Annotated in this window: 8 protein-coding genes; all 8 read left to right on the top strand. The window is 27.6% G+C overall.

The genetic code is table 11. From position 1 onward, the window contains the following. Positions 1-142 precede the first annotated feature (142 nt). The 8 genes from B2W91_RS12435 to B2W91_RS12400 all read left to right on the top strand — a co-directional run bounded on the left by B2W91_RS12435 (position 143) and on the right by B2W91_RS12400 (position 17,086). A complete protein-coding gene (locus B2W91_RS12435; protein ID WP_291581395.1) occupies positions 143-1,492 on the top strand; it encodes an acetyl-CoA carboxylase biotin carboxylase subunit in 1,350 nt (449 codons plus the stop codon). A 14-nt stretch (positions 1,493-1,506) separates the two neighbouring features. Next, entirely contained in the window at positions 1,507-2,391 is an 885-nt protein-coding gene (accD, locus tag B2W91_RS12430; RefSeq protein WP_291581394.1) for an acetyl-CoA carboxylase, carboxyltransferase subunit beta, read from the top strand. Between the two features lie 30 nt (positions 2,392-2,421). Continuing rightward, entirely contained in the window at positions 2,422-3,372 is a 951-nt protein-coding gene (locus B2W91_RS12425) for an acetyl-CoA carboxylase carboxyltransferase subunit alpha (RefSeq protein ID WP_291581393.1), read from the top strand. A 673-nt stretch (positions 3,373-4,045) separates the two neighbouring features. After that, on the top strand, positions 4,046-4,927 hold the full coding sequence (locus B2W91_RS12420; RefSeq protein ID WP_291581391.1) for a DegV family protein: 882 nt from the start codon (positions 4,046-4,048) through the stop codon (positions 4,925-4,927). Positions 4,928-5,003: 76 nt separating this feature from the next. Then, positions 5,004-5,657 carry an amidase domain-containing protein gene (locus B2W91_RS12415; RefSeq protein WP_291581390.1) on the top strand — a complete coding sequence of 218 codons (654 nt, stop codon included), beginning with the start codon at positions 5,004-5,006 and terminating at the stop codon, positions 5,655-5,657. Positions 5,658-6,051: 394 nt separating this feature from the next. Continuing rightward, a complete protein-coding gene (locus B2W91_RS12410; protein WP_291581389.1) occupies positions 6,052-6,918 on the top strand; it encodes a methionyl aminopeptidase in 867 nt (288 codons plus the stop codon). A gap of 309 nt (positions 6,919-7,227) precedes the next feature. Next, a complete protein-coding gene (locus tag B2W91_RS12405) occupies positions 7,228-12,651 on the top strand; it encodes a diguanylate cyclase (RefSeq protein WP_291581388.1) in 5,424 nt (1,807 codons plus the stop codon). Between the two features lie 187 nt (positions 12,652-12,838). Beyond that, positions 12,839-17,086, top strand: coding sequence for a 2-hydroxyacyl-CoA dehydratase (locus B2W91_RS12400; protein ID WP_291581387.1), 4,248 nt, complete (start codon positions 12,839-12,841; stop codon positions 17,084-17,086). Positions 17,087-17,130 lie beyond the last annotated feature (44 nt).

Here is a 17,130-nt window from a genome sequence, read left to right as displayed (position 1 = left end):
AGAGTTAACTTTTGCGATAGGTAATTAATTTTTGCGATAGTTTATCTATAATGGAACTTATATTTTAATTTTATAGAAAGTTAAATTTTAAATATTACTTAGGCATATTTTTTCACATGCCTAAATTAGGGAAGGTACGGTTATGTTTAAAAAAATATTGATAGCAAATAGAGGTGAAATAGCTGTTAGAATTATTAGAGCTTGCAGAGAAATGGGCATAAAAACTGTAGCAGTTTATTCTGAAATAGATGTGGATGCACTTCATACTCAATTAGCAGATGAAGCAATTTGTATAGGACCTGCTAAATCTAAAGATAGTTATTTAAATGAAGAAAATATATTAAGTGCTACAGTATTAACAGGAGCAGAAGCTATTCATCCCGGATTTGGATTTTTATCGGAAAATAGTAAATTTGCAAAGATGTGCGAGGAATGTAATATAACATTTATAGGACCAAGTTTTGAAAATATAGAGAATATGGGAAATAAAGCAAAGGCTAGAGAAATGATGATTAATGCCAATGTTCCTATAGTACCTGGTTCTGATGGAATAGTGGAAAATTCTCAGAGTGCTTTAGAAATATCAAGAAAAATAGGATATCCTGTTATGATAAAGGCATCAGCAGGTGGTGGAGGAAGAGGAATAAGAATTGTAAGAGATGAAGAAGAACTAATATCTTCCTTTGAGACTGCTAAAACAGAGGCAAAGACTGCTTTTGGGGACGATTCTATGTATATTGAAAAATTTATTGAAAAGCCAAGGCATATAGAAATACAAATACTTGCAGATAATTATGGAAATACTATCTATCTTGGCGAAAGAGATTGCTCAATACAAAGAAGAAATCAAAAGGTTATGGAAGAAGCTCCGGGCCCTGCTATTTCCGAAGAATTGAGAATGTCAATGGGAGAAGTAGCAGTAAAAGCAGCTAAAAGTATTGGATATAAAAATGCAGGCACCATTGAATTTCTATTAGATAAGCATGGAAGCTATTATTTTATGGAGATGAATACTAGAATACAGGTTGAACATCCTATAACAGAAATGATTACAGGAATAGATTTAATAAAGGAACAAATAAAAATAGCTTATGGAGAGAGTTTAGTATTTACTCAAGAAGATATAAATTTAAATGGTCATGCTATTGAATGTAGAATAAATGCAGAAAACCCAAGTAAAAACTTTATGCCATGTCCTGGGCAAATAAATTATCTTCATTTGCCAGGAGGGTTAGGGGTAAGGGTAGACAGTTCAGTATATCAAGGATATATTATACCACCTACTTACGATTCTATGATTGCAAAGCTTATTGTACATGGAAGAACAAGGGAAGAAGCAATAAGTAGGATGAAAAGAGCGTTAGGAGAATTTATAATTGATGGAGTTACTACTAATATAGGGTTTCAATTAGAAATTTTAAGTAACCCTAAATTTTTAAGTGGAGACTTTGATACTAGCTTTATTACTAGTGAACTAGGTTATAACTCTTAAAAGGGGGTAACTCAATGTTTGAGTTTAATAAGTTTTTTAAGAAGAATAAATATATTCAATTAAAGATGGAGAATACTGAGGGTAATTCGTCTAAATATGAAGATAATCAAAGTAAACCTAATATACCTAATGGCTTATGGATAAAATGCAACCATTGTGGTAAGGCGCTTTATAAAGGAGATTTAAAAAATAACTACATGGTTTGTGATAGTTGTGGTCATCATTTTAGAATAAGTGCAAGAGAGAGAATTTCTCAAATTATAGATAATGGTACTTTTATAGAATATGATAAATATATGACATCTTCAAATCCTCTTAATTTTAAAGGATATGAGGATAAAATTACCTCACTTAAAGAGTCTACAAATATGGAAGAAGCTGTAGTTACAGGAGAAGGAAAGATTAATGGTATTGATATCGTAATTGGAGTTATGGATAGTAGATTTATGATGGGAAGTATGGGATCTGTAGTAGGAGAAAAGATTGCAAGGGCTATTGAAAACGCTACAAAAGGTAAAAAGCCTATAATAATATTTACAGCTTCAGGTGGTGCTAGAATGCAAGAGGGAATATATTCTCTTATGCAGATGGCAAAAACCTCAGCAACTATAGCAAAGCATAACGAAGATGGCAACTTATATATTACCGTACTTACGGATCCAACAACAGGAGGAGTAACTGCTAGCTTTGCAATGCTTGGTGATATAATACTATCTGAACCTAATGCATTAATTGGTTTTGCAGGGAGAAGAGTAATTGAGCAAACCATTAAAGAAGAATTACCAGATGATTTTCAAAGGGCTGAATTTTTATTAAAAAAAGGTTTTATTGATAAAGTGGTAAGAAGAGACGAATTAAAAGAAACATTATCAAAGCTTTTAAAATATCACAATTTATAATTAATCAGTGATAAAACAGGAGTGAATTTTATGGCACCATTAGAGTTTGAAAAAAGATTATATGAACTTAAAAATAATATAATGGAATTAAAAAAACAAGCTGCTGAGAATGATATGAATTTAGATAATGATATACAAGAGTTGGAAATTAAGCTTTATAAAATGCAAAAAGAAGCCTATAAAAACCTTACTTCTTGGGATAAGGTTAGTATAGCTAGATTAGTAGAAAGACCTACTGCTCTCGATTATATAGAAAGAGTATTTAAAGATTTTATAGAGCTTCATGGAGATAGATATTTTGGAGATGATCCTGCTATTGTAGGTGGAATTGCCGATTTTAAAGGGACCCCTGTTACAATAATAGGAATTCAAAAAGGAAAAAATACTAAAGAAAATATAATGAGAAACTTTGGAATGCCTAATGCTGAAGGATATAGGAAGGCATTAAGGCTTATGAAACAAGCAGAAAAGTTTAAAAGACCTGTTATATGTTTTATAGATACGCCTGGTGCTTTTTGTGGTGTAGGTGCAGAAGAAAGAGGCCAAGGAGAGGCTATTGCAAAGAACCTTATGGAGATGTCCAGCCTAAAAGTACCTATAATATCGATAGTTATAGGAGAAGGTGGAAGCGGCGGAGCATTAGCTATGGCAGTAGCAGATGAAGTATGGATGCTAGAACATGCCATATATTCAATACTATCTCCAGAAGGATTTGCAAGTATTCTTTATAAGGATGCTTCAAAAGCAAAGGAAGCTGCTGAAGATATGAAAATAACATCAGAACATTTATTAAACTTTGGAATTATAGATAGAATAATTAAGGAGCCAATAGGCGGTGCACATAAAGATATAGAAGAAATGTCTAACAGCATATCTAAACATTTAGAGGAAACAATATTTAGATTAAAAAAAGAGCCGATGGAAGCATTATTAACACAAAGATATTATAAGTTTAGAAAAATAGGAAAAGTTATTGAATAAATATTAAAACATATAGAAATGATAAGTTAGCACGATAGTATATATTGTACAATTGCATTACATTTAGAAAAGACTTCCACAATGACATAGGAGAGGAAGTTACGACTTTATTTAATATAAAATATATTAACATTTTTACTTTATTATTTCTTAAAATGCTTAAAAAGCATAAAATATCTTAAGTTTTAAGATATTTTATGCTTTTTATTATTTTTAAAGGAATTTTTAGGTTAAATATCTAATTATAGGTATAACATATTACTATATTCAACTTAAATATGATAAAGAAGATAATTAGATGGTATGTTTTATACTATATTATTTTTGAATAGCTATTTTACTTTACACACTTTATATAAATTGTAATAATAAAATAACGAATGATAGAAATGATCAATATTAATTTTAGATTATAATTATTAATTTTAGATTATAATTGATAATTTATATTATAATAAGATAATAAATTTTGATAAAATTATAATGAGATATTTTGAAAAAATAATTCATTAGCATGACAATTTACTTTGTACCATATTACTTTAGAAGAAGTTGTCATTTGTCTCATATAAAATATTCGTTGAGTTTTTGAGCAACTATTTTGTTTTAGACACTTAAAATTTAAAAATAGTAATCATTGAAAGCGGTTAGGCTTTATGGAAGGGATGATAAGATGAATAAAAATATAGTTTTAATAATAGACTCTGCAAGTACTGTAACTCTTGACTTTATAAAGCAAGAAAATGTCATAGGTATAGGAATTAATTGTAGCTATCAAGGCAAAGATGTAATAGATGACTTTGGTGAAAAGTTTAATCGTAAGGAGTTTTATGAAGCATTAAAATCAGGAGAAATGCCTACAACATCTCAAATAAATAGTTTTAGATTTGAGGAGGCTTTTAAACCTTTAGTTAAAGAAGGCAAGTCTATAATCTATATATCTTTAGGTGGAATGTTATCGGGTACTGTTAATAGTGCTAGAATGGCTGTAGAAAATATAAAAGAAGAATATCCGAGTGCTGATATATCTGTTATAGATTCAATGTCTGCTAGTTTAGGAGAGGGATTGCTAGGATACTATGCTTATGAAATGATGAAGCAAGGAAAAACTAAAGATGAAATTGTAGATTTTTTAGAAGAAGCAAAAAATAGAACTCATGCATTCTTTACAGTAAATGATTTATCACATTTAAAAAGAGGAGGAAGAATATCAAGTTCAGCAGCTGTGGTAGGAAGTCTTTTAAATGTTAAACCTATACTGTATGTAAATCACGAGGGACGAATAGTAAGCTATTCAAAGGCAAGAGGAACAAAAAAGGCAATAGCTACATTAGTTGAAAAATTTAAAGATAATATAAATCCTGATGAAAAAATAACTGTGGCTATAAGTTATGGAGATAATTATGAAGATGGAAAGCTTCTAGAAGAAGCAATAAGAAAATTTGATAATGTGGAAAAAGTAATAACTAATGAAGAAGGAACTATAATTACTAGTCATACAGGACCAGATATGGTTGGATTATTTTTCATGGGAAAATTAAGAGAAAAAGTTTAGTATAGAAAATATTAGTTAACAAATTATATATAGTTGCGTATATAATTAATAATAGGAATAATAAGTAGGTGGTAATTTGAGTTTTAGAAATATGGCACGCGAAATTAAGGAAAACATAATTAACCCTCTACTTAATGATAAAAAAAGCAACAAGAGAGCTGGAAAGTATAATAGAGAGGCTGCAAAAACTTATGCTGAGATGCATGCAGAAAGTCCTAATAATAAATATCCTTTATTTAAAGGCGATGACTGCACAAATTTTGTATCACAAGTTTTAGTAGCAGGTGGTATGAAAAATATAGGTCAAGATTATGGCAGCTATCAAAGTTGGTTTTGTTATACAAATGATGAAAAACAATTAAAAAAAATATCTTTGAGCTGGAGAAGTGCAAGATATTTTAAGCGATACTGGGGTAATGAAGATGGATTTGGTCAAAATGCTGCTAGGGTATTTAAAAAAATGACAGTATTAGAAGCACTGAATAACTTTAATTCATTATATGATTTTCTTGAAATAGGGGATGTAGTTCAATATGGAGATCCTGAGAATTATAATCATCCGTATCACTCTCAAGTTATACATGCAAAAGAATATAATTTAGTTCTTGGTCAAAATGATTTATTTAAATCACAACATAGTGTAAACAGAAAGAATGTGTCCTTATATGATTATTTAAAGTTATTACAAAATAAAGAAACTAGGTATATATATATCTATCATATTGAGTAAATATTATAAAATAGGTATAGTATATTGATTAGTTATTTTTAAAAAGATATCTAAAGTAGGGCTAAGGAGTTTCCTTAGCTTTATTTAAACTTCAAACTTAGTAAGTATATTGATATATTTTTTAAAATTTCTTATTAATTTTAAATTTACATAGTGAGTGAAAAATAAGTTTCAAGTTATATATATTAATAACTAATTTTTATTTTAAAAATTGTATTACATTTATTATAATAAGTCATTTAGGAATAGTTGAGTAATAAAATATTAAAACTATAATATAATTTATGTATTATAAATCCAAATATTTATATTGTATTTAAATACATTTAACATAGATAAGCTTTATAATAATAAGGTTAAGCTACCTTATTTTCTATAATTAGGAGGAAAAAAAATGAACAAATTTAATAGAAATGATATTTGTTGGTGCGGAAGTGGAAAAAAATATAAAAAATGTCATATGAGTCAGGATGAATTTTTAGAAAAATTAGAGCTTAAAGTGGGATATACAATACCTAGAGATATCATGAAAAGTGAAGAACAAATAGATGGAATTAGAAAGGCAGGTAAGCTTACTAGGGATATATTAGATATGGTAGGTGAGAAAATAAAATCAGGTATTAGTACAGAAGAAATTAATACATGGATACATGAATATACAATTTCACATGGAGGATACCCTGCTACATTAGGATATCATGGATATCCTAAAAGTACGTGCGTTTCTATAGATAATGTAGTATGCCATGGTATTCCAGATGAAAAAACTATATTAAAGGATGGGGACATTGTTAATGTAGATGTTACTTCTATTTTAGATGGATATTATGGAGATGCAAGTAGAATGTATATTATAGGGGAAGCATCAGAAGAAGCTAAAAATCTTGTAAAAGTTGCAAAAGAGTGTTTAGAAATAGGAATAGAGCAAGTTAAACCTTATAAGACTATTGGAGATATAGGGCATGCTATTCAAAAACATGCTGAAAGCCATGGATATTCTGTAGTATATGATTTTGGCGGCCATGGAGTAGGAGTGGAGTTTCATGAAGAACCTTTTGTAGCCCATATAGGAAGACCAGGCGAAGGTATGATACTACTTCCAAACATGACTTTAACTATTGAACCTATGATTAACATAGGAAAGCCTGAGGTTGTAATACTTGAAGATAATTGGACTGCAGTTACAAAAGATAACTCATTATCTGCTCAGTGGGAGCATACTATAAGAGTTACTGAAAATGGATATGAAATCTTGACATAAAAATTTGAGTAGATACTTGTATTTTCATTATGTTTTAAAATAATGTGATTTCTAAACGAAAGCGGTACTAAATTAATATAATTAAAAACTTATTTTTAAATTTCTCATTTTTTAATTTAGTAGCAATTTTTAAGAAGAAGTATAGTAGATCATAATTATTTTAAAGCATAATATCTATATTAGAGTGTCTACTCTATTTTTAAACAATTTATTTAGATATAAATGGTAAATATTTAAAAAAATGTTTTATTTTGATATAATTGTGGTAGATGTTTAGTGAGGGGTATTGAAAGAGGGGTGTAATTAAGGGTGGAAATTTTAAACAATAGATATAGAGTAATTGAACACAAAAAGCAAAGCAGGCTATATTCTTCTTATAAGGCAGTAGATATATTAAATAACTCGAAAATAGTACAACTTAACATTCTTAATTCAAAACACATTCCAAAAAAATTTATTGATTTTTGTATAGATAATTGTTCAAATTTAGGTAGTATTAATAAGGTGGGATTGTTTTCCGTATTTGAGTTTGGATTAGTAGACATGATTGATAATAAACAAGTTTATAATAAAATGTACTATTATACTATTGAATTAATGGATAAAGAAGATAAACTTATTGATTTACATGACACCAAAGAAAAAGTAATCGATGTTTTTGCTGCTCTATGTCAGCTTTTAAACTATCTAAATATACAAGGATATATTTATGAACATTTAAATGGGGATAGTGTTTATTATGATAGTGAAAACAATATTATAAAATTAAAAGATTTAATTACTATTGAATTAAAAAAATATGAGTTTACAGAAGATCTCACAAAGGAAAATTTATTCAAAGCTCCAGAGAATATAAACAAAGGAGAATATACAATAAAATCTCAAATTTATTCTTTAGGTGTGTTTTTACTAATATTATACTTACAAAATGATGATCATAACTTAAGCAATAAAAGTATTAGTGATGTTATTAAAAGCATAAACAATTATCTTTATGAAGATTATGAAGCTATAAACAAATTTGATAAAAAATTTTATAGTATTATTAAAAAAATGATAAAGTTTGACCCTAAAGAAAGATATGATAGCATAACAGATATTATAGTAGACATCAATAATAAATTTGATACAAGCTATAAACCTTATAAAAAAGAACTGCTTGAAAAATTAAATTTTAATAATAAATTAGTAGGACGTAAAGAAGAAATAAAATCTATAATAAATATTTATGATTCTTTAATTAAGTATGAAATGCTAAATAAAGTAGTTACTATACATGGAGAAACAGGTATAGGGAAAACTAGATTTTTAAAGCATTTAGAATATTTATTAAAGTTAAAGAACACAAATGTTTATAGTACCTTAGATAAAAAAATAGATTGTAAAAGTAGTGAGAAAGTTTTTAGTGAATTTATACGAAAGGTTGTTTCAAAGGCAAAACAAGAAACTATAAATAAATATGCCTACGATATTGCAAAATTTGTTCCAGAAATAGAAGATGATATAGATATAACACCTATAGAAACTTTAATAGGAGCTAAAGAAAAATTTAGAGTTATAAATAATATCAGTAATTTTATTGAAGAGGTATTCTGGGATAAGCCTATAATAATATTAATCGATAACTTACACTGTGCAGATGATTTTATCTTAGAATTTATTCTTTATAATTTTAGCAAATGTAATAAGAATAATAAGTTAATGTTGATATTTACTTATTGTGATGGTGAGTGCCTAAAAAATAAAAAATTCATAGAATTTATATATAAAATAAAAGAAGATATAAGATTAGAAGTTATACTTAAAGAGCTTAATATTGATGAAGTAGGTACTATGATTAAGGATATATTATGTATGCAGCATATACCTGAGAACTTTACTGAGTTAATTTATAAAAATACTAGTGGGAATCCCTTATTTATAGAAGAATTATTAAAGGATATTTTTTTTCGGAAATATATATATATAAATGATAGTAGCGGAAAATGGTATAAAAAATATGATTTTGAAAATCTTCAATTTCCTAAAAATATGCATGAAGCACTAGAGAGCCAAATAAATGAGTTTGATAAAATAACTTATGAAATTCTTTCAGTAATTTCTATATTTGATAAAGCAACTTCTTTAGAGATGATAAGTATTTTTGTAGATATAGACCTTAATAAACTTCAAAAATTTATAGATGATTTAATATCTAAAGGAGTATTATGTAAGAAGATTGAAGATAGAGGTTTTGTTTTTGATTTCTATAATAAGTTTCTAAAAATATATATTAACGAGAGAATAAATAAGCAGGAGAAAAAGGATAAGCATAAATTGGCAGCAGAGATGTTAGAAAAATATTATTTAGAAGGAGGAAATGAATACTTAGAGGAGCTTATTTATCATTTAGAAGGAGCAGAAGACCAACTAAAATTAATAAATTATTATAATAAAAACGCAGAGACAATGCTAATGCTAAACAATAAAAAAGATGCTATAAGTAATTTTCTTAAAATATTACATTATTTAAAAGGTGTCGGAAACAATAGTAAGTGCATATTAAATGTGATGTTAAATATAGGGAGTTTATATGTCCAAGAAGATGAGCGAAGCACTGCTTTAGAATATTTTAAAGATGCAGTGGCCTTAGGGGAAAAAGAACGTTGTTATGAGGAAGTAGTGGATGCCTTAATTAATATATTAGAGATATATATTGAAAGAAATTATATAAAAGAAGCTAAGATATATGAAGAAAAAGCAAAAGAAATCTTAAGTAAAATAAATTATGAAGAGGGCTTAATAGCATATAATTTTATACTGGCCTCTATGTACTTATCAGAAAGAAAATATAAAGAGTCTTATAATATTTGTATAGAGACATTACAAAAATGTGATGAAAAAAATTCAGAGTATAGATTTAAATTTTATAGTATAATATGCAGCATATTTATATATACAAATGAAATAAAAGAAGCATTACAAATGCTTACTGAATGTTTAGCATTGTGTAATGATGAAAATTATAAAGAAAAAATAAGGATACTTAATAATATTGGAGTTATATATAGTGATTATTATGAGGATACAGATAAAGCTTTTGAGCACTTTAATACAGTATATAATCTAAGTAAGGAAAATAATTTAGTATATGATGAGATAATAGCATTAATAAATATAGCTTTTGTTCATTATAGTTTAAATCAATATAATGATGCCTATGATAATTATATTTTAGCATCAGAAAAAGCTAAAAAGTATGATTATCCTTCTATAGAGTTTTATTGTAATACTTATTTAGGAAATATACTATATAAATTTGGAAGATATAGCGAAGCTTATAAATATTATTTACTAAGCAAGGAGTATATTGATGAGTACAATGTAACAGAAAGAGATGCAGGACAATTTTATCTTTTAGGATATAGAATTCACTATATTTGTGGAGAGATATACACAGCAGAAAATTATATGAAAAAAGCTTTGGATTCTTATAATAATTCTGATGTAATATTTAGATTTGAAATTGAGCTTTTAAATTTAATTTTTAAGCTTGAGCAAAATAAATATGAAGATATAGATAAATTGTTTAAAGAATTAGAAGAAATATCTAATAAATTTACTAATAAAGATACTGTTGCTTCAATAATATGTATTTCAGCAACAAATTTTTATTTGAAAAACAATATTAAATTGTCTAAGAGATTGTTAAGTCTAATTGAACCAATAGAAAATGAAATTAAATCCTATAGAAATATTACAAGAGTGATTTTTCTTAAGACAGTATTATATGATAATGTTAATTTAGAAAGCTTATTTGATGTTTTAAATAATTGTAAGGAAGAAGAACAAAATTATTTATTATGGATAGTTTATTTAACTATAGCAGATTATTTTTATAATAAAAAAGAATTTTCTTATGCAGCAATCTATTATTTTGAAACTTGTGGAGTAATTATAGATTTAGCATTACAAATACCTAAAGATTTTAGAGTAGGTTTTATTACGTGCAATAATATGGTATTACCATTTGAAAGATTTAAGTATATAGTTGATTGCTATAAATATGGGAAAAATACTATAGATATTGATAAGAACAAAATTGAAGTTAATACAGAGAATGATGTAGAAGAGTTATTCAAATTATTAAATTGTAATGAAATTATAAAGAGTAATTTTATTATAGATTCTTTAAGAGAACTAAATTCTTTATCATTACCTACAAAAATACAGGATATAACAGATGTTTTTGAACATTTAACAACAAATAGCATAAATAATATGGAAATAATAGGTCAATATTTATGTTATTTAACTATATCTAGTAGAGCAATAATAGTAGTTGAAAATGACAGAAAATTTGAAATTTTAGCAAGTAGTAATAGTAATAAACAATTACCTAAAGATTTAACTATATTTAATAGGGTGAGGGATATGAGAAAACCGCTTATTGTTAAAGATGATTTTATAGAAAGATTTACCCTTACATCTTGCAAAATAACTAGTTCATCCATTAAATCAAGTATGTGTATTCCAATAATAATGGATGGTAAAAGCGATAAAGGAATTAAAATTTTAAAAAGAAATTCTGACATACATTATATAGATAATACGATAGGATATATTTATCTAGAATCTGAGAGAATATTAAATAATATTAATGAAAATAGCTTAAAAGAATGTTTAAAAATTACTAAGATATTAGGTATTATACTTGATAAGTATAATACTCAAATCAGCTCTACTAAAGATAAATTAACCTCTACCCTCACTAGAAAGTATCTAGAAAAAGCAATTAACAATCAATTAGAATATTGCAATGAATACAATTCTAGTTTTTCTATTCTTATGATTGATATAGATCTATTTAAAGATATAAATGATAGGTTTGGCCATAGAACAGGAGATTTAGTATTAAAAGAAATATGTGATATTATACTAGAGAATATCAGGGAAACGGATATATGTGGAAGATATGGAGGAGAAGAATTTATAGTAATTCTTCCAGAAACAGATATGTATGGAGCTTATACAGTTGCAGAAAAAATTCGTGATAAAATCCATAAGAGAAATATATTAAAGGGCAAACGAGATGTTACCATAAGCTTAGGTGTAGCTACTTTTCCAGAACACGCTACTCAGTATGACGAATTAATAGAAAAGGTAGATCAAGCTCTATATATTGCTAAAAATACAGGTAGAAATAGATCAGCAGTATGGAGTGAAAAATATAGAGGTAAATTGAATCCAACAAATAAACTTACAGGAATTATTTCTGGTAATATAAATCAAGATTTTAGAAATGTTTCTACCATGATTGGGCTTATTGAAATTGTTGGAGCAAGTAAAGAAAGAGAAGAAATGCTCTATAATGCATTAGGAAGAATTATAGAATCAACAGAATCAGATGATGGAATTATATTCCTAGTAGATGATAACGAAATAAGAGATATCTATGGAAGAAGAGCATTTGATAAAGAATGGATGAAGCCTGAAAAATATAATGAAAACTTAGTAAGAGATGTTATAGCTAGTAAGAGTAATATTTGTACTATAGATTGGGATAATATCAATGAACAGGACTCTTTAAGTTCTATGCCAAATTGGAAATCAGTGATTGTTTCACCTATTATAAAAAATGACAAAGTTAGAGCAATTTTATATTTATCTGTTTCAACAAGAAAAAAGGAATTTGCTTTAGATGATGTAAATTTTGTAACTATATTAGGAAAAACTTTACTTCCAAGATTATAAAATAAAGCCATTTGTATTATGCAAATGGCTTTATTTTTGCTTTTTGCCCATGATATATAGAGTAGAGAATAAAACATAAGTATATTATGTATCAAAAAGGGTAAAATCATAAAATGATGCCCATATATTATGAATATTATTCATGATATTAATGACATCAAAATAATAGTACTGGAGCGAGAATTTTATGAAAGAAATATTACATTTAGGAATCGATGTAGGATCAACTACTATTAAGCTTGTATTATTAGATATGAAGGATAATATTATTTATAGTAAATATGAGAGGCACTACTCTAATATAAAAGAAACTACAGCTTTGCTTATAAAAGAAGCTTTTAATAAATATAAAGATTATAATATTACAGCAATGATGACAGGATCTAGTGGATTATCACTTTCAAAGAATTTAGGATTATCCTTTATTCAAGAGGTTATTGCTTGCACAAAAGCAATCGAAGTTTTTATAGATACTTCTGATGTAGCAATAGAATTAGGTGGAGAAGATGCAAAAATAACATATTTTGAAGGTAGTTTAGAGCAACGTATGAATGGAGTTTGTGCTGGTGGCACAGGAGCTTTTATAGACCAAATGGCTACATTACTTGAAACTGATGCTCAAGGATTAAATGAATTAGCTAAAAATTATAAGATTATTTATCCAATTGCTGCAAGATGTGGAGTTTTTGCAAAAACTGATATACAATCCCTTATAAATGAAGGCGCCACAAAGGAAGATATAGCTGCATCTATATTTCAAGCTGTTGTCAATCAAACTATAAGCGGCCTTGCTTGTGGAAAACCAATAAAGGGGAATGTAGCATTTTTAGGAGGGCCTTTGTACTTTTTATCGGAACTTAGAAAAAGATTTATTGATACTTTAAATCTAAAACAGGAAGAAATATTATTTCCACAAAACTCACAGCTATTTGTAGCTATTGGTACAGCTATTGAGTCTAAAAAAGAGAAAACTATAACCTTTGGACAATTATTAAAGTCTGTTGAAAGCTTAGATAATAACAATGTATCCAATTCATATACATTAGAACCCTTGTTTAAAGATGAACAAGAATTACAAAGCTTTAGAGAAAGGCATTATAACTATAAGGCTAAAAGAAGAGATATAACTACATATAAAGGTGAAGCTTTCCTAGGGATAGATGCTGGTTCTACAACTACTAAAGCTATATTGATAGATAATGAAGGTGCAATATTATATTCTTTTTATGATAGTAATAAGGGAAACCCCTTAGAAAGCACCATAAACATATTAAAAGATATATATAGTAAAATTAATGAAAAAATAAAAATTGTTAAGGCAACTGTTACTGGATATGGAGAAGCTCTTATAAAGTCGGCTCTAAATATTGATATTGGAGAAGTTGAAACAATAGCACATTATAAGGCATCAGAGCATTTTTTAAAAGGTGTGGACTTTATACTTGATATAGGAGGTCAAGATATGAAGTGCATCAAAATAAAAGATGGGGTGATAAACTCTATTCAATTAAATGAAGCTTGCTCATCAGGATGTGGATCTTTTCTTGATACATTTTCAAAATCTTTAAATATGGGTATTGAAGAGTTTTCAACTGAAGGCTTATTGTCGCAAAGTCCAGTAGACTTGGGATCAAGGTGTACTGTATTCATGAATTCTAAAGTTAAGCAGGTTCAAAAAGAGGGAGCAAATATTGGAGATATATCTGCTGGATTATCTTATTCTGTAATTAAAAATGCTCTTTATAAAGTTATAAAAATAAAAAATCCTGAGGAACTTGGAAAAAAAATTATAGTTCAAGGAGGAACTTTTTATAATGAAGCTGTTTTAAGAGCCTTTGAGAAAGTTTCAGGTAAAGAAGCTATAAGACCTGATATCGCAGGGCTTATGGGAGCATTTGGTGCTGCTCTTATTGCAAGAGAAAATTATAATAAAAATGAAGTTTCTAGTATTTTAGCAGAATCTGATCTTAAAAAATTTAAAGTAGCAAATGAATTTAGTCATTGTGGATTATGTAGTAATAACTGTTTGCTTACTATAAACAAATTTTCCGACGGTAGAAAATTTATTTCTGGTAATAGATGTGAGAAGTGTGCAGGTGTTACAAAAAATAAAAAGAAAGCAGCAAATTTATTTGATTATAAATACAAAAGAATTTTTGGATATACACCTCTTACTATAGAAGAGGCCAAAAGAGGAGAAGTAGGAATACCAAGAGTTCTAAATATGTATGAAAACTATCCATTTTGGTACACTTTCTTTACAGAATTAGGTTTTAGAGTAGTATTATCTCCAAATTCTACAAAGAAAGTTTATAATGAAGGCATTGATACAATACCTTCAGAGTCTCTGTGTTATCCTGCAAAAATTGCTCATGGTCATATAGTAAATCTTATAAGAAAGGGTTTAAAATTTATATTCTATCCATGTATTCCTTACGAAAAAGTGGAAGATGAGACCGCAGATAATCACTATAACTGCGCTATAGTAATTTCTTATCCAGAAGTTATTAAAAACAATGTTGAGTTTTTAAGAAGTGGGGAGATTATATATAAAAGTCCATTCTTAAATTTTAATGATAAAAAGTCAATGAAGAAAAATTTATATGATGAATTAAGAGCTTTCAATATAACGCAAAAAGAAATAAGCCTCGCAGTTGATAAAGCTTATGAAGAAGCTAAAAAGGTTAAAGAAGATTTAAAAAATAAAGCATTAGAAATTCTAGAGGACTTAGATAGAAATGGTGAAAAAGGCATTGTATTAAGTGGTAGACCATATCATTTAGATTTAGAGATAAATCATGGTATAGCCAATATGATATCAGAAGAAGGGCTGGCAGTTTTTACAGAGGATTCTGTAGCTGATTTAGCTAAAACTTCAAGGCCATTAAGAGTACTTGATCAATGGACTTACCATTCAAGAGCATATAGGGCTGCAAATTTTGTAGGTAATAGAGAAAATCTAGAGTTAATCCAATTAAATTCTTTTGGATGTGGATTAGATGCAATTGCTACGGATCAAGTACAAGAGATATTAGAAAGCTGTGGGAAAATATATACATTACTAAAAATAGACGAAGTTAATAATTTAGGTGCAGCTAGAATTAGGATACGTTCTCTTAAAGCTGCCATAGATAATAGAACCAAATTACAGGTTTCTAAGCTAAAAAATATAAAGATATATGATAAAACTATATTTACAAAAGAAATGAGAGAAAAACATACAATACTTTGTCCACAATTTTCTCCAATGCATTTCGAGCTATTGGAGGTTGCCTTTAAAAGCTCAGGATACAATTTAAAAGTGTTACCAACAGTTAATAGGCATACCATAGAAGAAGGATTAAAATATGTAAACAATGATACTTGCTATCCTGCTATTGTAATAATAGGTCAAATTATAAGTGCGCTTAAGTCTGGAGATTATGACTTAAATAATACTTCTATAGTAATTTCTCAAACAGGGGGTACTTGTAGAGCATCTAACTATATTAGTCTTATAAGAAAAGCATTAAGAGATGCAGGATATGAAAAAGTGCCAGTTATATCTTTAAGTGTTCAAGGAATAGAAAATAACCCAGGATTTAAGATAACTGTGCCAATGGTTAAAAAAGGTTTAATGGCAGTAACCTATGGTGATTTGCTTATGAAAATGATAAATAGAGTAAAGCCTTATGAGAAAATAAAAAATTCAACCAACTTACTTTATTTAAAGTGGTTAGATATATGCAAAAACAACATAATTAGTGGAAGTTTTAAAGAATTTAAAAATATTATAAGTCAAATGGTAGATGAATTCGACAGTTTGGAAATCAATGATATAGTTAAGCCGGAGGTAGCAGTTGTTGGGGAAATTTTCCTAAAGTATCATAGCTCAGCAAATAATAATATTATAGAAATATTAGAAAAAGAAGGAGCAGAAGCAATAATACCGGATTTAATGTATTTTCTATTATATTGCGCTTATAATCAGAAGTTTAAATATGAGAAGTTAGGTGGAAGTTTAAAAGACTTATTAGGTGGTAAATTAGCTATTAAATATATAGAATTTTATATAAGTGAAATGAAAAAAGCTCTTAGCAGTAGTAGAAGATTCACACCACCAGAGACAATTGAAAAATTAGCAAAAGGAACAGGCGACATTTTATCTCTTGGCAATCAAGCTGGAGAAGGATGGTTATTAACGGCGGAAATTGTTAAATTATTAGAAGCTGGAATTAACAATATGGTTTGTGTACAGCCTTTTGCCTGTTTACCGAATCATGTAATAGGAAAAGGTATGATTAGGGAAATTAAGAGAAGATACCCCTATTTAAATATTACAATAATAGATTATGACCCTGGTGCTAGTGAAGTAAATCAATTAAATAGAATGAAGCTTATGCTTTCTACTGCAACTAAAAATCTAGAAAAAACTAAAACAGAAATAAAAAATTAATATATTATTAAGTGAATTAATTTTAAATTTTAATGACTTCTTTA

It is taken from the genome of Clostridium sp. UBA6640 (genome assembly GCF_002455975.1).
Lineage (GTDB): Bacteria > Bacillota > Clostridia > Clostridiales > Clostridiaceae > Clostridium_J.
The sequence above is the reverse complement of the archived record's forward strand: the minus strand, read 5'-3'. Positions and strand labels throughout refer to the sequence as shown.